Annotated in this window: 13 protein-coding genes and 4 pseudogenes; 6 read left to right on the top strand and 11 right to left on the bottom strand. The window is 59.5% G+C overall.

The window, feature by feature from the left end; all coding sequences use genetic code 11:
• Nucleotides 1–108: 108 nt before the first annotated feature.
• Nucleotides 109–642, top strand: a pseudogene (locus tag AB4Z35_RS16775) (LLM class flavin-dependent oxidoreductase); the annotation flags it as partial.
• Nucleotides 643–653: 11 nt separating this feature from the next.
• On the opposite strand, the pseudogene AB4Z35_RS16770 reads toward AB4Z35_RS16775, so the two are convergent.
• Nucleotides 654–908 (bottom strand): annotated as a pseudogene (locus AB4Z35_RS16770) (aspartate/glutamate racemase family protein); the annotation flags it as partial.
• Nucleotides 909–1,141: 233 nt separating this feature from the next.
• On the opposite strand from AB4Z35_RS16770, the gene AB4Z35_RS16765 reads away from it, so the two are divergent.
• Both AB4Z35_RS16765 and AB4Z35_RS16760 read left to right on the top strand, forming a co-directional pair.
• Nucleotides 1,142–1,762 carry a TetR/AcrR family transcriptional regulator gene (locus AB4Z35_RS16765; protein ID WP_442098190.1) on the top strand — a complete coding sequence of 207 codons (621 nt, stop codon included), beginning with the start codon at nt 1,142–1,144 and terminating at the stop codon, nt 1,760–1,762.
• A 196-nt stretch (nt 1,763–1,958) separates the two neighbouring features.
• Nucleotides 1,959–3,231, top strand: a pseudogene (locus AB4Z35_RS16760) (OmpP1/FadL family transporter).
• 115 nt (nt 3,232–3,346) lie between these two features.
• Here the strand turns inward: AB4Z35_RS16760 and AB4Z35_RS16755 are convergent.
• Together AB4Z35_RS16755 and AB4Z35_RS16750 are read right to left on the bottom strand one after the other, a co-directional pair.
• Nucleotides 3,347–4,132, bottom strand: a complete 786-nt coding sequence (locus tag AB4Z35_RS16755; RefSeq protein WP_057396028.1) for an SDR family NAD(P)-dependent oxidoreductase — start codon at nt 4,130–4,132, stop codon at nt 3,347–3,349.
• A 167-nt stretch (nt 4,133–4,299) separates the two neighbouring features.
• The gene (locus AB4Z35_RS16750; protein ID WP_442098188.1) at nt 4,300–5,760 is read right to left on the bottom strand and encodes an efflux transporter outer membrane subunit; all 1,461 of its coding nucleotides are present in this window, start codon (nt 5,758–5,760) and stop codon (nt 4,300–4,302) included.
• Between the two features lie 220 nt (nt 5,761–5,980).
• Here AB4Z35_RS16750 and AB4Z35_RS16745 point away from each other — a divergent pair, with 220 nt between their 5' ends.
• The 3 genes from AB4Z35_RS16745 to fabF are packed head-to-tail and all read left to right on the top strand — an operon-like array spanning nt 5,981 to nt 11,581.
• On the top strand, nt 5,981–7,090 hold the full coding sequence (locus tag AB4Z35_RS16745) for an efflux RND transporter periplasmic adaptor subunit (protein ID WP_007993320.1): 1,110 nt from the start codon (nt 5,981–5,983) through the stop codon (nt 7,088–7,090).
• The gene (locus AB4Z35_RS16740) at nt 7,087–10,236 is read left to right on the top strand and encodes an efflux RND transporter permease subunit (protein WP_442098186.1); all 3,150 of its coding nucleotides are present in this window, start codon (nt 7,087–7,089) and stop codon (nt 10,234–10,236) included. Before AB4Z35_RS16745 ends, AB4Z35_RS16740 begins: the two co-directional genes overlap by 4 nt.
• A 46-nt stretch (nt 10,237–10,282) precedes the next feature.
• Entirely contained in the window at nt 10,283–11,581 is a 1,299-nt protein-coding gene (gene fabF, locus AB4Z35_RS16735; protein WP_442098185.1) for a beta-ketoacyl-ACP synthase II, read from the top strand.
• Nucleotides 11,582–11,673: 92 nt separating this feature from the next.
• Here fabF and AB4Z35_RS16730 read toward each other — a convergent pair whose 3' ends face one another.
• The 8 genes and pseudogenes from AB4Z35_RS16730 to AB4Z35_RS16695 form a co-directional block, all read right to left on the bottom strand.
• The gene (locus AB4Z35_RS16730; protein WP_442098184.1) at nt 11,674–12,309 is read right to left on the bottom strand and encodes a TetR/AcrR family transcriptional regulator; all 636 of its coding nucleotides are present in this window, start codon (nt 12,307–12,309) and stop codon (nt 11,674–11,676) included.
• A gap of 31 nt (nt 12,310–12,340) precedes the next feature.
• Nucleotides 12,341–13,075, bottom strand: a complete 735-nt coding sequence (locus AB4Z35_RS16725; RefSeq protein WP_442098218.1) for a methyl-accepting chemotaxis protein — start codon at nt 13,073–13,075, stop codon at nt 12,341–12,343.
• Between the two features lie 123 nt (nt 13,076–13,198).
• Nucleotides 13,199–13,879, bottom strand: a pseudogene (locus AB4Z35_RS16720) (cache domain-containing protein); the annotation flags it as partial.
• Nucleotides 13,880–14,034: 155 nt separating this feature from the next.
• Nucleotides 14,035–15,186, bottom strand: a complete 1,152-nt coding sequence (locus tag AB4Z35_RS16715; protein WP_442098183.1) for an acyl-CoA dehydrogenase family protein — start codon at nt 15,184–15,186, stop codon at nt 14,035–14,037.
• 18 nt (nt 15,187–15,204) lie between these two features.
• Entirely contained in the window at nt 15,205–16,293 is a 1,089-nt protein-coding gene (locus tag AB4Z35_RS16710) for an enoyl-CoA hydratase/isomerase family protein (RefSeq protein ID WP_442098182.1), read from the bottom strand.
• 2 nt (nt 16,294–16,295) lie between these two features.
• Nucleotides 16,296–17,186, bottom strand: coding sequence for a 3-hydroxyisobutyrate dehydrogenase (mmsB, locus tag AB4Z35_RS16705; protein WP_442098181.1), 891 nt, complete (start codon nt 17,184–17,186; stop codon nt 16,296–16,298).
• Nucleotides 17,187–17,211: 25 nt separating this feature from the next.
• Nucleotides 17,212–17,985, bottom strand: a complete 774-nt coding sequence (locus AB4Z35_RS16700) for an enoyl-CoA hydratase (protein ID WP_442098180.1) — start codon at nt 17,983–17,985, stop codon at nt 17,212–17,214.
• A gap of 45 nt (nt 17,986–18,030) precedes the next feature.
• Nucleotides 18,031–19,539, bottom strand: a complete 1,509-nt coding sequence (locus tag AB4Z35_RS16695; protein ID WP_442098179.1) for a CoA-acylating methylmalonate-semialdehyde dehydrogenase — start codon at nt 19,537–19,539, stop codon at nt 18,031–18,033.
• Between the last annotated feature and the right edge of the window lie 34 nt (nt 19,540–19,573).

Below are 19,573 nucleotides of genomic sequence, written 5' to 3'. Positions count from 1 at the left end.
GGGGGGACTGAGCATCGAACAGATGAACAAAAAAATCTCAGGGGCAGCAGAGCAACAACGAGTTTTGGCAGAATCGCTAAAGTTGAAGCTGGCGCCGCACATAGCGATGACGAACTGCAAAGCAACTATCACTTGCAGGCGCAACTGGTGAGTTATGCCGGCGATACCGGTATCGACATCAGCCGCTACGCGGACAGCGACGCGTTGTCTACTCACACCGAAGGCATGACCTCCTATGTGATGCGTCCCGATGGCAGTGGCAAGCCCTTGACCGCCGGTGATGTCAAACAGCGCTTTGCCAACATCACTCGGGGCAGTGATCTGATTCTGGTGGGAACGCCGCAACAAGTGGCCGATCGGATCGAAGAGCACGCCCGTATTTCCGGCACCAGCGGCTACATGCTCAATCCGCTGATCAGCCCGGGCAGCCTTGAGGACTTCGTGGAGCTGGTCATTCCTGAACTGCAAAAACGTGGCTTGTATCGTACCCGGCCACATAGCGGTACTTTCCGTTCGCGGTTACGGGAGGATGGCGCTAACCATTTACCGGATTCTGCCTACGGCGCCTCGTTCCGCTTCGAAGACGGTTTTTGGGATGGAGGTGCCTGTCCCGTTGAATACAGACGCCTTCCCTTGACGTAGCTCCGTTGTAATCAATCGACACAGTGTTGCTTGCTCAGTGACTGAGGCTTGTCCGTGTTCTCACGGGCAAGTTTAATGCACTTCAATGCCAAAATGGTTGTCGGGTCGACCAATGCAACCTCATGATTTTTGATCATGTAGGATTCGCTATGCTCGAGCACCAGGGGTAGCTCTGTGCACCCCAGGATGAGCACATCGGCACCCAGTTCACACAGGTGCTGTGCAGCGGTCAGAAACTGGTCTTTGCAGATGCCGTCTGTGAAACCCTGCCCTTATAGAGACTGGGCTGAGCTTCGTCATCAGCACGAGGCAAAGGGGATAAAGCTGTCTAGCGTTAGCGACAATGAGCTGTTGGAACGCTAATGCGCCATGTTGGACTACTCAAAACGTCAGCTCGTTTCAAATCAGATCAACTGTGGTTTCCAAACGTTAGATTTGTGACTATATATTTGTTTGGTCACGATTTGTAAGTCCTCGATAGGGTGAGTAAGCTATTCCCATGAATCAGCCATCAATATCTTCGCCTAGCCCCCGTGGCCCAATCGATCACGAGATTCGCGATCAAATTGTCGCAGCGGCCAACGAACACTTCAGTCAATTCGGCTATGGTAAAACCACGGTTTCCGACCTGGCCAAGGCCATCGGGTTTTCCAAGGCCTACATCTACAAATTTTTTGATTCCAAGCAGGCGATCGGTGAAGCAATCTGCGCAAATTGTCTGGCAGAAATCGTCGCGGCTGTGGAGCAGGCTATCAATGTAGAAGACCTGTCGCCGACGGAGCGCTTTCGACGTTTGGTCAAAACGGTGATCGCCACAGGTGTGAATCTGTTTTTTAACGACCGAAAACTCTATGACATTGCAGCGTTCGCAGCGTCGGAAAGCTGGCCCAGTTCGCAGGCTTATGACGCACAGATCAAACGCTTCGTGTTGCAAATCGTGCGAGAGGGGCGAGAGATTGGCGAATTTGAACGCAAGACTCCGCTGGACGAGACAGTAGAAGCGATACATCTCGCACTGCGACCATTCGTTAACCCCTTGCTGCTGCAGTACAACCTCGATTTCGTCGAGGAGGCGCCCACGCTCACCTCCAACCTCATCTTGCGTAGCCTCATGCCTTGACCTTTGGCTAAAGGTTTATCGCATACGGCGGTACGCGTCAGATCCCAAGCGGCTTTTCACTTTGCCCTTCTTCCATCCGTCGAAGGGCATTTTATTTAGCTGCACTGTGACCATTGACTGATTTGGTCACATGAATAAATATGGTGGTCCGTCGCTTCTAGTGCTTCATCTCAGTGATACCCATAGAGTTCAAACAATGAAAAAAATAGTGCTCAAGACCCCATTTGGCCTTGCTGTCGTGCTCGCATCCTCAAACGCTTTTGCAAGCGGCTTCGCTCTCAATGAACAAAGCATCAGTGGAATGGGGGCCGGGTTTGCCGGTCGTTCTTCCGCCGCTGAAGATGCGAGCACGGTCTTCGGTAACCCTGCGGGCATGTCTCGCTTGAAAAGAGAACAGGTCAGCGTGGGGGCGGCGACTCTTTTCGCCAAGTCCGACATCAGCCACACCCGCAGTACATTCGGCGGCCAGGAAGACGGCGACATGGTGCCAACCACCACCGTACCTATGGGTTACTACGTCAAACCGATCGATGAGCATTGGGCGTTCGGTGTAGGTTTTTATGTGCCTTTCGGTCTGATGACTGACTATGGCAGCGGTTTCGCCGGGCGTTACTACGCCAACAAAAGCGAGGTCACGACCCTTACGTTCCAGCCCACTGTCAGCTATGCCTTCAACGACAAAGTGTCGATCGGGTTCGGTCCGACCATCAACCGTATCGGTGGTGAAATTTCCGGTATGGTGCCCAATCCTCTTAGCCCTGGTCGCAATGACGGAAAACTCAAAAGCACGGGTGACGACACTGCCCTGGGTTTTAACGCCGGTATCTTGGTGCAGGCTACAGATCGAACCCGTTTGGGCATGACCTACCATTCCAAGGTCAGTTATCAATTGGATGCCAAGACCAAGGTCACTGACGGCATCTTTAGCGTGTTGGGGGGTCAGCGGCCGCAGTTATGACGCTTCGCTGGATGTGGATACCCCGGAGTCAGTGGATTTCTCGGTGACTCATCAGCTTAATAACGACTGGACCCTATACGTGGGGAGCACCTGGACTCGCTGGAGTCGCTTCAAAGCGTTAACCATCGAGAACACAGGTTTACCCCCTGCATTGAGCGGTGCGCTGGGCACCATTACCGAAGAACAGAATTGGCACGATACGTGGGCTCATGCTATCGGTGCGGCATATCAACTGAACAACCAATGGGTACTTCGCGCAGGCTTTTCGGTCGATCAGTCACCGGCCAATAACACCAATCGTGGACCGCGCATTCCTACGGGCGACCGGAAGGTTGTCAGCTTCGGTGCTGGCTGGACGCCGGCGGATAATGTCACGATCGATGTTGCTTACTCTTACTTGTGGGAAGAGAGCGTGCAGGTCAACGACACCTCGCCGACCAGAGGTGCATACAGTGCCAAATATAAGAACAGTGCGAGCGGGCTCGGTACGTCTGTTAGTTACCGCTTCTAATTGAGTGCTGTTACACGATAAATGTCCTGTCGGGAGCACGCGTTGCCTCCCGACCTTTAAGAACACATCTTGGGCCTTTCCCCTGAGGTAAAAGGCCTCTTTGTCACCCCCCCCCTCAGACTCCCATCACCTGCGCCATAAGGCTCTGATGAAACCGACGTGGCGTGGCCCACGTCAAGACAGTGATGGCCTTGTTGCCAAAACCCGGCACCACGCTCATGCGTCCGGCTTGCAGCGCACGGATGCCTGCACGCACGACGGGTTGAGGCTGCATCATCACCATTTTTAAGGCCGGTGTGATCCGTTGTTTGGCGCTTTCTGCAAATCCGGTATCTGACATCCCAGGGCAAAGTGCGGTAACGACGACACCGTCATTTTTCAGTTCACGATGAAGCGCATCAGAGAAGCGAAGAACATAGGCTTTCGCGGCAGAGTAAACGGCGAAATTCTTCACGCCCAAGAAGGACAGCAAGCTTGCGACCATCAGGATGTGCCCACGTTTGCGGGCTCGCATGTCGGCCGCGAAAAGGCGTGTCAGGGCTGTCAGGCTGGCGATATCCAGATCAATCATAGTCAGTGAGTGGTCCAGAGGCTGATCCAGGAAAGGCCCCTGCAATCCATGACCCGCATTGTTGATGAGCACATCGATCACTATATTGCGTTCGCTGAGTCGCTCATGCAGTTCGATGATCGCCGGGATCGAGGAAAGGTCTACTTGTTCGACGATCACATCAACACCAAAACGTTCGCGCAACTGCGCCGATAGCGCTTCGAGCTTACTCAGCCTTCTTGCTACCAGAACTAGCGATTTTCCCTGCGCTGCGTATTGCCGGGCAAACTCCTCGCCAAATCCGCTTGATGCGCCTGTGATGAGCACCCAGGAATTCTCGTTCGATTTCATTTCGCTGTTCTCCGGTTGGTTTCTATTGAGCAATTGGCTGCTGACCGCATCGCAACAGAACGGCCTGAGACCAGTGGTCGTCAGTCGGTGAGCGAAGCCCGCTCTCGGGTTGGGTAGTATCTGAAAGAGGAGGGGGCGTGAATTAAGTGCCGCGTCATCTGGTTAAGTCATCGGGTCGCTACAGGCTGGGCTTCAGGAGGTTGCCAGCCACCACCAAGCGCTTTGAATGCCGCGACCGCCGCCCGTGCCGATTCCGTTCGTGCTTGCGCTCGGGCATCGGAAGCCTGCAGCATCGTCTCGTCGGCATGAAGGACATCGATCAGGCTGGCCGTACCTTTCTGATAGGCAATGAACGACGATTGGCGAGCTTGCGTCAGAGACGCCTCTCCCCCGGTGAGGGTGGTTGCTTGAGCTTCCCGATTTACCAGTGAGGAGAACGCGTTCTCGACATCCTCGGTGGCGCGCAGCACAGACTGACGGTAAGCGGCCAGGGTTTCGGCTTCCTGTCCCTTGGCTTGTTCGATTTGGGCGTTTATGCGACCGAAGTCGAAGAGTCTCCAGCGTAGCCCCAATACGCCCGCCGACTGGCTGGCACCGCCGGTAAAAAGGTTGCCTGCGGATACAGCCGTGGCACTGCCCAGCAATGCGCTCAGGGAGAATTTCGGGTAGTACTCAGCAATCGCTTCCCCGATGCGTGCGTTTGAGGCTGCGAGATGGCGCTCAGCAACAATAAGATCTGGCCTGCGGCGCAGCAGATCGGCCGGCGTTCCCGTGGCCTTTATCTGCGGCGCTACAGGAATGTTCCCCGTATTTGCCAATTGCGTTCGGTGAGTGCCTGGCGGCGTGCCGAGCATGACATCCAGTGCATTCATGGCAGCATCCAGGCCGGTCTGCAGGGCCGGTACTGTCGCTTGGACCTGCGATAGTGCCCCCTCAGTCTGACGAACCTGATAGTTGGCGGCGAGGCCCTTGCTGTAGAGCAATTGGACTTTCTCTAGTAGCTCCTGCTGCGTTTTGACTTGTCGGTTCGCAATGTCCAACCGGGTCTGCAATCCGCGGATAGTGATGTAGATATCGGCGGTCTGCGCGGCGATGGCCAGTCGTGTGGCAGCGACACCCGCCTCGGAAGCCTGGTACTCGGCCAGTGCAGCCTCGCGTCCGCGTCGCAGTCCGCCAAAGACGTCCACCTCCCAGCTAGCATCGAGGTTGACCTCGTAGGAACTTCCGTACCGATCATAGCCAGGCGTTGAGTTCAACACCTGGCCGAGTGGGGTCTCGATTGACTGGTAGGAACGCGCGGCTTGGCCGCTGATGTTTCCGGAGGGTAATAAAGCGGCATTTGCGGCGCCTAGTCCTGCCCGTGCCTGCGTTACTCGCGCCGACGCTTGCGCCAGATCCAGGTTCTGCTCAAGTGCCTTGGAGACGAAGTCGGCTAGCAGTGGATCACCGAAGCCTTCCCACCAGGTAACAAGACTGGCAGGCGTCGCCCCAAGCCTCTGTTCGACAGAAGGCTGACCCAAGTAACGGTCCGAAAGCGGGGTGTCCGGACGGTGATAGTCCGGACCGACCGCGCAACCTGTCATCAAGCTGGCACTCACCAAGAGAGCAACGGGACGGAGGGGAGGCATTGAGGTTCCTTCAATTGTGTATGTTTGTGACCATATTACGTTACGGTCACTTCCTGTCAATCGACGCTCGTTCAGCCAAGTTCGAAATTGGCTCAGTGTATTCGGCGATTTCACCCCCAAGGTTGAGGCGCTTAGAACTTCATAATTTGTGACCATTGACATAAAAGGTCACTAGACTGAGAATATGACGCCTGTCCTATTTGTTTAAGTAAGGGAACCTATGCGCCGGCTTCGACCTTTCCCCATTGCCGCTTGCTTGTTGCCTCTCGTCCTGACGGCATGTGGCGACTCATCCACCGTTGAAGATCCACGCACGCATGCCCCTTTGGTGAGGTCCACTGCTGTTCAGGCTTCGTCCGACGTCTCGCGTTCTTTCAGTGGTGTCGTGGTTGCCCGCGTCCAGGGCGACCTGGGCTTTCGGGTGTCAGGCAAGATACTTGAGCGCTTGGTCGACACCGGTCAGACCGTTAAACGTGGTCAGCCACTCATGCGCCTCGACCCAATCGACCTAGGGTTGCAGGCGCGAGCACAGCAAGAGTCGGTCATAGCCGCTCGGGCCCGAGCCAAGCAGACAGCAGATGACGAGGCGCGATACCGCAGTCTGGTTGCCGCAGGCGCTATTTCTGCATCGGCCTACGACCAGATTAAAGCCGCAGCGGATACCGCAAAGGCGCAGCTTAGCGCCGCTGAAGCGCAGGCTGACGTTGCCCGTAATGCTTCTGGTTATGCGGTGCTGCTTGCGGATTCCGACGGCGTGGTGGTGGAGACGCTCGCCGAGCCCGGACAAGTTGTCAGCCCGGGACAGCCCGTGGTTCGACTAGCGCGGGCAGGACAGCGCGAAGCCATCGTTCACCTGCCCGAGACGTTGCGCCCCGCAGCAGGATCTACTGCGCAGGCGACGCTTTATGGCAATACCACGGATGCTGTTACAGCGAAGCTCAGGCTGCTGTCTGACTCGGCCGACCGTATGACACGCACCTTCGAGGCGCGGTATGTGCTTGAGGGCGCGCTGGCCAATGCACCGATAGGCTCGACCGTCACGCTTCGGATCACTGAAGGCACCACGCAGGGGCAGGGGCTGCAAGTACCGATCGCTGCCGTTTATGACCCAGGCCAAGGCACTGGCGTGTGGGTCATCGCCGGTACACCGGCGAAGGTGGCCTGGCGACCTGTACAAGTCCTGGGTTTGAGCGACGACACAGTGCGAGTCGCGGGCGACCTCAAAGTCGGCGAGCAGATCGTAGCGTTAGGCGCACATCTGTTGCGCGAAGGTGAAGAGGTGAGATTGCCTCAACAGGATGACGAAAAAGTTGCCGGGGGGCGTCCATGAGCGAGGGGCGCTTCAATCTTTCCGCGATCGCCGTTCGTGAGCGATCTATTACGGTGTTTCTGATCTTCCTGATTGCCGTTGCAGGCACCCTGGCGTTTTTCAAGCTGGGGCGTGCGGAAGATCCTCCGTTTACGGTCAAGCAGTTGACGGTCATTACCGCGTGGCCGGGCGCCACGGCGCAGGAGATGCAGGATCAGGTAGCAGAGCCACTTGAAAAACGCCTGCAAGAACTGAAATGGTACGACCGCACGGAAACCTATACGCGGCCCGGTCTCGCTTTCACGATGGTTTCGTTGTTGGACCGCACGCCACCCTCACAGGTGCAGGAAGAGTTTTATCAGGCGCGCAAAAAGCTCGATGACGAAGCCACCAAGCTACCGGCGGGTGTGATCGGGCCATTGGTCAACGACGAGTATTCGGACGTGACGTTTGCGCTTTTTGCCCTCAAAGCCAAAGGCGAGCCGCAGCGACTGTTGGTGCGTGATGCTGAGTCGTTGCGCCAACAACTGTTGCATGTGCCGGGCGTGAAGAAGGTCAACATCATCGGTGAGCAAGCCGAGCGCATTTTTGTGTCCTTCTCCCATGACCGACTGGCCACCTTGGGCGTTTCTCCCCAGGACATCTTCGCCGCGCTGAACAGCCAGAACGTGCTCACACCCGCCGGTTCCATCGAAACCAACGGGCCGCAGGTTTTCCTGCGGGTGGATGGCGCTTTCGATAAATTGGAGAAAATTCGTGACACGCCCCTGGCGATTCAGGGGCGTACGTTGAAGCTCTCGGACGTGGCGACGGTTGAACGAGGCTACGAAGACCCTGCCACCTTCCTGGTGCGCAATAACGGCGAAGAGGCCTTGTTGCTGGGGGTCATAATGCGCGAAGGCTGGAATGGCCTGGACCTGGGCAAGGCGCTGGACGCCGAGACGGCGAAGATAAATGAAGGCATGCCGCTGGGCATGACGCTGACCAAGGTCACTGATCAAGCCGTGAACATTGACTCGGCCGTTGGCGAGTTCATGGTCAAATTTTTTGTCGCGCTGCTGGTGGTGATGCTTGTTTGCTTTCTCAGCATGGGCTGGCGGGTAGGCCTCGTGGTCGCAGCGGCGGTACCGTTGACGCTGGCGATAGTGTTTGTGGTGATGGCGGCCACCGGAAAGAACTTTGACCGTATTACACTCGGCTCGTTGATTCTGGCGCTGGGACTGCTGGTGGACGACGCGATCATTGCCATCGAAATGATGGTGGTGAAAATGGAAGAGGGCTACGACCGAATCAAAGCTTCCGCGTATGCCTGGAGTCATACGGCCGCGCCGATGCTCTCCGGTACGCTGGTAACGGCGATTGGCTTCATGCCCAACGGTTTCGCCCAGTCCACTGCCGGCGAGTACACCAGCAACATGTTCTGGATCGTCGGCATTGCTTTGATCGCTTCCTGGGTCGTCGCGGTGGCTTTCACCCCTTACCTGGGAGTGAAGTTGTTGCCAGACATCAAGAAGGTCGAGGGTGGGCATGCGGCTATCTACAACACCCCCCGTTACAACCGCTTCCGCCGGGTTCTGACACGCGTCATCGCTCGCAAATGGCTGGTGGCTGGCACGGTTATCATGCTGTTTTTCGTGGCGGTTCTGGGCATGAGCCTGGTGAAGAAGCAGTTCTTCCCGACCTCGGACCGTCCCGAGGTGATGGTCGAGGTGCAAATGCCCTACGGAACCTCGATCGCGCAGACCAGTGCCACTGCTGCAAAGGTCGAGGCCTGGCTGAAAAAGCAGGAAGAGGCAAAAATCGTCACGGCCTATATTGGGCAGGGCGCGCCGCGTTTCTTCCTGGCGATGGCGCCAGAACTGCCCGATCCATCGTTCGCCAAGATCGTGGTGCTGACGGACAGTCAGGAGGCACGTGAAACCCTCAAGTTCCGTCTTCGCGAAGCGGTCGCTGCTGGCCTCGCCCCAGAGGCCCGAGTCAGGGCATCTCAAATTGTGTTTGGTCCGTATTCGCCATTCCCGGTGGCCTACCGGGTGATAGGGCCTGACCCGACGAAGCTTCGCGAGATTGCGGGTCGTGTACAAGATGTCATGCAAGCCAGCCCGATGATGAGGACGGTCAACAGCGACTGGGGCCCTCTGACGCCGACGCTGCATTTCAACCTGGATCAGGATCGCTTGCAGGCGGTTGGACTGACATCCAGTGCAGTCGCCCAGCAGTTGCAATTCCTGCTGGCCGGAGTGCCGATCACGGCGGTTCGTGAAGACATTCGTTCAGTGCAGGTGGTTGGTCGTGCAGGGGGGAATATCCGGCTCGATCCCGCCCGGATTGAAGGCTTCACATTGGTGGGAGCGGCGGGTCAGCGTATCCCTCTGTCCCAGGTCGGAGAGGTGGATGTGCGTATGGAGGATCCGATCCTTAGGCGCCGTGACCGCACGCCGACTATCACCGTGCGCGGCGATATTGCCGAAGGCCTTCAGCCGCCCGATGTATCGGGTGTGATCGTCAAGCAACTGCAGCCGATTATCGACACGCTGCCTGGCGGGTACCGGATCGAGCAGGCGGGTGCGATCGAGGAATCGGGAAAGGCCGGCCAGGCGATAGTGCCGCTGGTTCCCATCATGATTGCCCTGACGCTGTTGATCATCATTGTCCAGGTACGTTCGATCTCGGCAATGATCATGGTGTTTTTCACCTCGCCGCTGGGATTGATTGGCGTGGTGCCAACGCTGCTGATCTTCCAGCAGCCGTTTGGAATCAACGCCCTGGTCGGGCTGATCGCGCTGTCGGGCATCTTGATGCGCAACACGCTGATTCTGATCGGGCAGATCCATCACAACGCCCAAGAAGGCTTGGACCCGTTTCACGCAGTGGTCGAAGCCACGGTACAGCGTGCCCGCCCGGTACTGCTGACAGCACTCGCGGCAATCCTGGCGTTCATTCCGCTAACCCATTCCGTCTTCTGGGGGACGCTGGCCTACACGCTGATCGGAGGCACGTTAGTCGGCACCATCATGACGCTGGTGTTCCTGCCGGCGATGTACGCCATCTGGTTCAAGATCCGTCCTGACAATACGGGTCAAACCGAAACAGCGAATAAGCAAGCAAGCCTGGTGGATAGGACACCACCCCGTCCTATCGCCGTTCACCAGACCACAAAGCTTTAGCCATAGGCCGTAGCGTGGGCGTCGACTGAAAAATGAAGAGGGTTCAATGATTAATCTCGAAGGTCAAAAGCGAATCGTGGTCACGGGCGTCGGAATTGTCGGGCCTCTGGGATGCGGAGTAGAGGAAGTCTGGAAGAGACTGCTGGCTGGGCGTTCTGGCATCCGTAACCTGCCTGCCGATATTACTGAGGGTACGGGCGTTGCAGTAGGCGGCCAGGTGCCGTCTCTAGAAGATGATGCCATCGCGGGTTACGACCCGGAGCGCATCATCTCGGCCAAGGATCGCAAGAAGATGGATCGCTTCATCGAGTTTGCACTTGTGGCAGCGCACGAAGCTCTGGAGCAGGCAGGCTGGCATCCGACAGAAGTCACAGACCAGGAGCGGACCGCCACGATCATTGCATCGGGCGTGGGTGGCTTTGGCGCGATTGCCGACGCTGTCCGCACCACCGATGCGCGTGGTCCTCGCCGATTGTCGCCGTTCACTGCGCCGTCTTTTCTCGCCAACATGGCGGCCGGGCACGTATCCATTCGGAACGGATTCAAAGGGCCGCTCGGCGCTCCGGTAACAGCCTGTGCTGCTGGGGTACAAGCCATCGGCGATGCGGCCAGAATCATCAGAAGTGGTGAGGCGGATATCGCCATATGCGGCGGTACCGAAGCAGCGATAGACCGTGTAACCCTGGGTTGTTTTGCGGCGGCCCGCGCGCTATCAACTGGTTTTGCCGAGTACCCACAGCAGGCTTCACGCCCCTTTGATCGCGACCGTGACGGCTTCGTCATGTCCGAAGGTGCCGGGTTACTGGTGATCGAGTCACTGGAGCATGCGTTGGCTCGTGGAGCCAAGCCACTGGCGGAACTGGTCGGTTACGGCACCAGCGCCGATGCCTATCACTTGACGGCGGGTCCGGAGGACGGCAGCGGCGCACGCCGCGCCATGGAACAGGCACTGCGCCAGGCGGCTGTGAGTCCTGACGATGTTCAGCATATCAATGCACATGCGACCTCCACGCAGGTCGGTGACAAAGGCGAACTGGCAGCGATTCGCTCGGTATTCGGGAGCGACTCTAGCGTCGCGATCAGCTCGACCAAGTCCGCCACCGGGCATCTGCTTGGAGCGGCCGGAGGCATTGAAGCTGTGTTCACCGTACTAGCGCTTCGCGACCAGGTGGTGCCGCCCACGCTGAATCTCGATCATCCCGATGAGGCGGCCGGCGGCCTTGATCTGGTCGCACTCAACGCTCGGCAGTTGTCGATCACGCATGCGCTCTCAAATGGGTTCGGTTTCGGCGGTGTTAACGCCAGCGTGCTGTTTCGCCGTTGGGAGCCTGAGTCTGAAGTGTGACGTTCAAATGACGGACTAGATCCATCAAACCTGGCGCTACCAGGAGGCAATCGATGAGTAGCCATAGAGGCAGTAAGGCAGAAGCTACGCGTCTAAGTTGCCCGCAACGCACCCTGAAGAGCACTCATCACCATGTCATGCAGCAACTTGCGGTGTGCTCCTTTGCTTGCCTGGGGCTCCAAAACCCAGGCCGGCAGTTGGTTTAGCAGGGAAACGATGCCGCTCAAGGTGGCGCGTCGGGTGGCGTTGGCCGGTTTGCCGGTGAGTTGCTCTATCGTTTCCACCAGGTGCTCCTCGTAGCGTCGGCGCAGGCCCAGAATCGAGGCATGCTGTTCGCTGGTCAGGCAATGGAGGTCGTATTCCGCCAGACGGAAATGCGCCCCCATTCGCTCGTGTAGCAGCAGGTGCGCCTCAAGCAGGCCTTGCAGTCGTACAGCGGGGGCGGATTTGCGACGAGTCACCAGGCTGGCGCCATGAAGCAACTGTTCGTAGAGTTCCTCGATCAGTTCGAACAGCAGTGCCTCCTTGCTTTCGATGTGGTTGTAAATGGAGCCAGCCTTGATCCCCAAATAGGTGGCCAGGTCACGCATGCTTACCCGGCTGAAGCCACACTTGGCGAACAACTCGAGCGCTTTCTGGCGGGTTTCCAGATAGCGCGAGTCGATGGCCACCGGCAACAAGGCATTCGATTTGGCGCAACGCGACATGACGGGCTGGGCGTGGGTCATGAAATCAGGCCTCCATCGTTGCTCATCCACCTCATACGCGAAACTGCCCCAATAGCCGATTGAGCTGGCCCGCCATTTCGCCCAAATGCTGGCTGGCCTCGTTGGACCGGTCTGCTGCCTGGGCATTCTCGTAGGCCAGCGAAGCTGCGCGGGTGACATTCTGGTTGATGTCCTCGACCACATGGGACTGCTCCAGAGTGGCACTGGCGATCGAGGCGTTCAAATCGGTGAGGTTGCGTAGCGCGCTGATGATCTGGTGCAGGCTTTCACCGGTTTGGCGTGCCTGTTCCACGGTTTGTTGAGCAGCTTCGCTGCTGGCATTGATGACATTCACCGCCGCCTCCGAATTGCCCTGCAGGCGCTCGATCATGCCTTGGATCTGCGCGGTGGACTGCTGGGTGCGCTGAGCCAGCAGGCGTACCTCGTCTGCCACCACGGCGAAGCCGCGACCCTGCTCGCCAGCGCGCGCCGCCTCAATGGCGGCGTTCAGCGCCAGCAGGTTGGTCTGTTCGGCGATCGCACGAATCACTTCCAGCACACTGCCGATCTGGGTGCTTTCCTGGGCCAGGCTCTGGATCACAGCGACGGCCTGGCCGATGGTCTCGGACAACTGGTTGATTTGGCGCAGGCTGCTATCGATGTTGTGCTGGCCCTGGCGTGCCTGTTCATCGGCCTGGCGTACTTCGTTGGCGGCGTGTTCGGCGTTCTTTGCTACTTCCTGCACGGCGTAGGACACCTCGTGAATGGCGGCGGCCACCAGTTCCATTTGCTGTGACTGCTGCTGGTTGTGGCGCTGGCTGGCGCTGGCAATCTCGCCGAATGCTTGCGAGGCCTTGTCCAGGCTACTGGCTGTCTGCATAGACTGGCCGATCACCGCGCGCAGTTTGCTGGTGAACGCGTTGAAGTGGCCGCTCAGAGCGGTCAGCTCGTCGCGCCAGCGGTTATCCAGATTGCGGGTCAAGTCGGCTTCGCCACCGGCGATGTTCTCCATGGCATCGACCACCTGCGCCAGCGGCGAGGCGATGCTGCGGGCAATCACCAGGATCAGCGCGCTGAGCAGCAGGGCGATCGTCAATAGTATGACAAAGGCCTGTATCAATTGGCGGCGGAACTCAACTTGCACGTCGTCGATGTAAATGCCTGAGCCGACAATCCAACCCCAAGGCTTGAACAATTCGACGTAGGACACCTTCTCCACTGGCGCATCGGTTCCCGGTTTGGGCCAGCGGTAGTGCACCAGCCCCGCGCCATCGCGTTTGGCCACGGCGACCATTTCGTCGAACAACGCCTTGCCGTCAGGATCGCGTGTACCAGCCATGCGCTTACCCTCGAGTTTGGCATTAGGGTGCATGACCATGCGTGTGTCGAGATCTTCGAGCCAGAAGTAATCCTCGTGCTCGTAGCGCAAATCGCGCATCACTGCGATGGCCTGTTGCTGCGCCTGCTCACGACTCAGGCTCTGGCCTTCCAGGCTTTGGAAGTGGCGCAGGATGCCGCTGGCGGTCTCGACCACGTGGCGGGTTTTTAGTGCCTTGGCTGCATACAGGTCGTCATGGCTCTGCTTGAGCATCAGGCCGGCGAGCACTATCAGCATCAGGATGGATGCCAGCAAGATCAGCCACAGACGGCGGCTGATGGGAATATTGCGCAAGCCGAACATCGGCAACTCCGCGAGAGGGAATACAGTGAAGTCCGGACGCGGCAGGCGCGCCCGGCTGGAGGGGGTCAGATCGCGTAGTGACTCAGTTCGCGGGCGATCACCAGGCGCTGGACCTCGCTGGAGCCTTCGTAGATCTGAGTGATACGCGCGTCGCGGTAGTAACGCTCCACCGGGTAATCCTCCAGATATCCGTAGCCGCCATGGATCTGAATGGCGCTGGAGCACACGCGTTCGGCCATTTCCGAGGCGAACAGCTTGGCCTGGGAGGCTTCGGACAGGCACGGTTGTCCGGCGCTTTTCAGGCGCGCGGCATGCAGGACCATCAGGCGGCTGGCGTTGAGCCGGGTGTGCATGTCGGCGAGCAGGTTGGACACGCTCTGGTGTTCGATGATCGGCTTGCCGAACTGGATGCGTTCGCGGGCATAGCCCAGGGCGGCTTCGAAGGCGGCGCGGGCGATTCCCAGGGCCTGGGCGGCGATGCCGATGCGGCCGCCTTCCAGGTTCGACAGGGCAATGGCCAGGCCCTTGCCGCGTTCACCCAGCAGGTTGGCCTCGGGGATGGTGCAGTCGTTCAGGGTCACCGCGCAGGTATCTGAGGCCTTGATGCCCATCTTGTGCTCGCTGCGGTCGACCACGAACCCGGGGTTGTCGGTGGGTACCAGGAAGGCCGATAGCCCCTTTTTGCCCAGTTCCGCATCGGTGACGGCGAAGACGATGGCCAGTCTGGCGCGCTTGCCGTTGCTGACGAACTGCTTGGCGCCATTGAGTACCCATTGGCCGTCGCGCAGTTCGGCACGGGTACGCAGGTTGTGCGCTTCGGAGCCGGCCTGTGGCTCGGTCAGGCAGAAGCAGCCGATCGCTTGACCACTGACCAGCAGCGGCAGCCAGCTGTCCTGTTGCGCGGGGGTGCCGTATTTCAGCAGGGGGCCGCAGCCCACCGAATTGTGGATGCTCATCAGCGCGCCGAGGGCACCGTCACCGGCCGAGATTTCTTCAACGGCCAGGGCGTAGGCCACATAGTCGGTATAGCTGCCGCCCCAGGTGTCCGGTACGACCATGCCCAGCAGGCCCAGTTCGCCCATCTGCGTCACCACCGCGTCATCGATCCAGCCGGCTTTCTCCCAGGCCTGGGCATGCGGCGCGACTTCGCTGCGGGCGAAGTCGCGCGCCATGTCGCGGATCATGCGTTGTTCTTCGGTCAATTCGATATCGTGCATTGTAAAGTCTCCTGCCGATCAGGCGGTGCGTACGGGCTTGCCGGAGGCGCGTTCAAAGTCGTTGAAAAAGGCTTGCACCCGGGCAGGAACCAGCTCTGCCAAGGTTGGTGGGTTCCAGCAAGGGCGCTTGTCCTTGTCGATGATCAGGGCGCGCACGCCCTCCATCAGGTCGCCCTTGTCGAACCACTGATAGTCGAGGTGCAACTCCAGGGCGAAGCACTCGGCCAGGCTCAGGTAACGACCACGACGCAACAACTCAAGCGTCGCAGCCATCGCCAGCGGCGAGCGGCTGTCGAGCAGCTTAACCGTCTGCTCGGCCCAGTCTTGCAGCTCAGGGCGATGTTCGCCCTGCAGCGCGGCGCGAATGGCCGGGACATCGGGCAAGGCGAAATATTCGTCGATTGCCTGGCGACAGGCCTTGAGCCCGGACCCGGCCAGACGCTCGGTGGCCATGTCGGAGAGTAGGTCCTGCAAGTCTTCGGCGGGTGCAGCGGTCCAGATTAAATGGTCGATTCTGGCATCCAGTTCGGCCAGTCGTTCGCTGGGCAGGTAGTAGTCGGCAAGGTTCGCATAGAGGGCATCGGCGGCACGCACCTGGCAGCCGGTGATGCCCAGATAGGTGCCTAGTTCACCTGGCAAACGCGGCAGGAAATAGCTACCACCGACATCAGGGAAAAAACCGATGCCGACTTCCGGCATGCCCATCCGCGTGCGCTCGGTGATCACCCGTAACGAGGCGGCCTGGGCCAGGCCCATGCCGCCGCCGAGGACGAAACCATCGAGCAGTGCCAGCACTGGCTTGGTGTAGCCGTGCAGGTACTCATCCAGGGCGTACTCTTCTTCGAGAAACAGCTCATGCTGGTTGTCGCCGGCCTTGTGACTGTCGTACAGCATGCGGATATCGCCACCGGCGCAGAAGGCCTTTTCGCCAGCACCGCGCAGGGTCACGGCGACAATCTCCGGGTCCTGCTCCCAAGCCCATAAGTGCCGGCAGAGCAGGCGCACCGTGGGCAGGTCCAGGGTGTTCAACGCATTTGGCCGATTCAGTGTCAGGTGGCCGACGCGGTTACGCACGCTGGCCAGCACTGGGGCTTGCTGCTCGCTCATGCTCAGGCTTCTCCGCGGAACAGTTTGATGATGGCGGAGAAGTCCAGGCCACCGTTACCTTGCAGGCTGAAGGTCTGGTACAGCTGCTGGGCTACAGCACCGAGCGCCACCGGTTGACGCGCATGCCTGGCTGCTTCGGTGGCCAGGCCGAGGTCCTTGAGCATCAGGTCGGTACCAAAGCCGCCACTGTAACCACGCGAGGCTGGAGCGTTTTCCAGCACGCCTGGGAACGGGTTGTTGATTTCCGAGCTCCAGCAGCGACCGGTAGAGGTATTGATCACCCCGGCCAGGACCTTGGCGTCCATGCCCAGGGCTACACCCAGGGCCATGGCTTCGGCGACACCGACCATGGAGATGCCGAGCAGCATGTTGTTGGCGATCTTGGCCACCTGGCCGTTGCCTGCTGCGCCGCAGTGCACGATGTTCTTGCCCATGGCCGAGAGGATCGGCAGGGCCTGGTCGAACACACTGACCGGGCCGCCGACCATAAAGGTCAGGGTGCCTGCCGCCGCGCCGCCGGTGCCGCCGGATACCGGCGCGTCGAGTATCGGGTTGCCTTGGGCAAGGGCATATTTGGCCACCTCGCGGGTGCTCAGTGGGTCGATGGTCGAACTGTCGATCAGCAACACGCCTGGGCCGATATTGGCCAGCAGGCCATCCTTGCCCCGATAGACCTGCTTCACGTGCTCGGCGGTCGGCAGCATGGTGATGATCACCTCAACCCCGGCCTTGGCCACGGCGGCGGGGGAGTCGGCGGCGCTGGCGCCGGCCTCCACCAGGGTGGCGACCGCCTGCGGGAAGGGATCGAAAACGGTCAGGCTGTGGCCAGCCTTGAGCAGGTTGCGGGCCATTGGGCCGCCCATGTTGCCGAGGCCGAGAAATCCGATATGCATGATGGCTACCTTTTGCGAGTTGGATTCAGCGGTGCAGGAAATTCGGCACGCGCTTGTCGACGAAGGCTTGCATGCCTTCCTTTTGGTCGTGGCTGGCAAACAGCGAATGGAACAGCCGGCGCTCGAACCGTACGCCTTCAGTGAGGCTGATCTCTTCGGCGCGATTGACGCATTCCTTGATCATCATGGCTGCTGGCAGCGACTTGCCGGCAATGCCGCGGGCGACTTCCAGGGTTCGTTCCAGCAACTCTGCGACGGGGAAAACACGGGCCACCAGATTGGCGCGCTCAGCTTCCTCGGCGCCGAGTTGGCGACCAGTCAGGCACATCTCCATGGCCTTGGACTTGCCTACGGCGCGGCTCAGGCGCTGGGTGCCACCGATCCCGGGGATCACACCCAGGTTCAGCTCCGGCAGGCCGAAGCGGGCGTTATCGGCGGCATAGATGAAGTCGCACATCAGCGCCAACTCGCAACCGCCACCCAACGCGTAGCCAGCCACTGCGGCAATCATTGGCTTGCGCCGGGCGCCGATGCGGTCGGCGGTCGCGAAGAAATCGTCCAGATAGATCTGCGGATAACTCAGCGCGGCCATCTCTTTGATGTCAGCACCCGCGGCAAAGGCCTTGGTGGATCCGGTGATGACCAGGCAGCCGATTTCAGGGTCGGCCTCCAGGCGATCAAGGGCCTGGTTCAGTTCGGCGATCAATTGGCTGTTCAGCGCGTTGAGCGCCTGTGGCCGGTTGAGGGTGATCAGGCCCACGCGCTGTTGCACATCGACCAGTAAAGTTTGGTATTCCATCTTTCAGCTCCTGACTGGCCGGCGCTTGGCGCCGGCCAGCAAAGGTCATTTCAGGGTGATGGTGGTGTTTACCGCACCGCTGGTGTCGTCTTCATCGAACCAGCGCTGGGTGACCGTCTTGGTCTGGGTGTAGAAGGTCACCACCTGCTTGCCGTAGGGACCCAAGTCGCCCAGTTTGGAGGCACGGGAACCAGAGAAGGAAAACAGCGGGACCGGCACCGGGATCGGCACGTTGATGCCCACCTGGCCGACGTCGATCTCTTCCTGGAAGTGACGCGCGGCAGCGCCGGAACGGGTGAACAAAGCAGTGCCGTTGCCATTCGGATTGGCGTTGATGATCTCGATCGCCTCGCTCAGGCTGGCGGCATGCATGACGCACAGCACCGGGCCGAAGATTTCTTCGCGGTACACGGACATTTGTGCAGTGACGCCGGAGAAGATGGTCGGGCCGACGAAGTTGCCGTCCTCATAGCCAGGCACGCTTGGGTTACGTCCATCCAGTTCGAGCGTGGCGCCTTCTGCAATGCCGCTGGCGATCAGGCTGTTGACGCGATCCAGAGCCGCGCAGGAGATCACCGGGCCGATGTCGGTGCCCGGCTCGGTGCCGCCATTGATCTTGAGGGTCTTGGTTCGCTCGATCAGGTCCGGCAACCAGGCCTGCGCTTCACCCACCAGGATCACCACTGGCAGAGCCATGCAGCGCTGGCCCGCAGCGCCAAAGGAAGCACCCAGCAGGTTGTTCAGGGTCTGTTGTTTGTTGGCATCGGGCAGGACGATGGCATGATTCTTCGCACCCATCATGCACTGTGCACGTTTGCCATTCTGGGTAGCGCGGTTGTAGACGTGTGTGCCGACCTTGGTCGAACCGACGAAGGACACGGCCTTGATGTCCGGGTGGTCGCAGATCAGGTTCACCGCGTCGACGCCACCGTGGATGACGTTGAGCACTCCCTTCGGTACACCGGCCTCCAGCGCCAGTTCGACCAGGCGCATGGTCACCAGCGGGTCTTGCTCGGACGGCTTGAGGATGAAGGTGTTGCCGGTGGCGATGGCCATCGGGAACATCCACAGCGGGATCATCGCCGGGAAGTTGAACGGGGTGATGCCGGCGCACACGCCCAGCGGCTGCATCAAGGTGTAGGTGTCGACACCATTGGCGACGTTGTTGGCCAACTCACCCATCTGCAGATTGCCGATGGAGGCGGCGTGCTCGACCACCTCCAGGCCGCGGAACACATCACCTTCGGCATCCGGCAGGGTTTTGCCCTGTTCAGCGGTGAGCAGGGCGGCCAGTTCCTTGATGTTCTCGCGGATCAGTTGCTGGTATTTGAAGAAGATCCGGGAGCGGGCGCCGATCGGAGTCTTGCGCCATGTCTTGAAGGCTTCCTTGGCGCTGGCCACGGCGGCGTCCATTTCCTCTGCGGTGGCGAAGGGCACGCGGGCCAGGACATCCTGGGTGGCCGGGTTGACCACGTCGCGCCACTGAGTGCTACGCGATTCGACGAATTCGCCGTTGATGAGAAGCTTGACGCTAGGAATGCTGGAGGAGGTCATTTTCGGGTCCTGTCTACTTTCTTTGAGTCGAGTG

The organism is Pseudomonas sp. KB_15, assembly GCF_052114525.1.
GTDB lineage: Bacteria > Pseudomonadota > Gammaproteobacteria > Pseudomonadales > Pseudomonadaceae > Aquipseudomonas.
The sequence above is the reverse complement of the archived record's forward strand: the minus strand, read 5'-3'. Positions and strand labels throughout refer to the sequence as shown.

What these genes read in the sequence shown, in the direction of transcription:
- fabF (WP_442098185.1), top strand. Translation starts at nt 10,283, where the DNA reads ATGATTAATCTCGAAGGTCAAAAGCGAATCGTGGTCACGGGCGTCGGA.
- AB4Z35_RS16715 (WP_442098183.1), bottom strand. Translation starts at nt 15,186, where the DNA reads ATGCACGATATCGAATTGACCGAAGAACAACGCATGATCCGCGACATG.
- AB4Z35_RS16725 (WP_442098218.1), bottom strand. Translation starts at nt 13,075, where the DNA reads ATGGAACTGGTGGCCGCCGCCATTCACGAGGTGTCCTACGCCGTGCAG.
- AB4Z35_RS16750 (WP_442098188.1), bottom strand. Translation starts at nt 5,760, where the DNA reads ATGCCTCCCCTCCGTCCCGTTGCTCTCTTGGTGAGTGCCAGCTTGATG.
- AB4Z35_RS16710 (WP_442098182.1), bottom strand. Translation starts at nt 16,293, where the DNA reads ATGAGCGAGCAGCAAGCCCCAGTGCTGGCCAGCGTGCGTAACCGCGTC.
- AB4Z35_RS16755 (WP_057396028.1), bottom strand. Translation starts at nt 4,132, where the DNA reads ATGAAATCGAACGAGAATTCCTGGGTGCTCATCACAGGCGCATCAAGC.
- AB4Z35_RS16700 (WP_442098180.1), bottom strand. Translation starts at nt 17,985, where the DNA reads ATGGAATACCAAACTTTACTGGTCGATGTGCAACAGCGCGTGGGCCTG.
- AB4Z35_RS16765 (WP_442098190.1), top strand. Translation starts at nt 1,142, where the DNA reads ATGAATCAGCCATCAATATCTTCGCCTAGCCCCCGTGGCCCAATCGAT.
- AB4Z35_RS16745 (WP_007993320.1), top strand. Translation starts at nt 5,981, where the DNA reads ATGCGCCGGCTTCGACCTTTCCCCATTGCCGCTTGCTTGTTGCCTCTC.
- AB4Z35_RS16740 (WP_442098186.1), top strand. Translation starts at nt 7,087, where the DNA reads ATGAGCGAGGGGCGCTTCAATCTTTCCGCGATCGCCGTTCGTGAGCGA.
- AB4Z35_RS16695 (WP_442098179.1), bottom strand. Translation starts at nt 19,539, where the DNA reads ATGACCTCCTCCAGCATTCCTAGCGTCAAGCTTCTCATCAACGGCGAA.
- AB4Z35_RS16730 (WP_442098184.1), bottom strand. Translation starts at nt 12,309, where the DNA reads ATGACCCACGCCCAGCCCGTCATGTCGCGTTGCGCCAAATCGAATGCC.
- mmsB (WP_442098181.1), bottom strand. Translation starts at nt 17,186, where the DNA reads ATGCATATCGGATTTCTCGGCCTCGGCAACATGGGCGGCCCAATGGCC.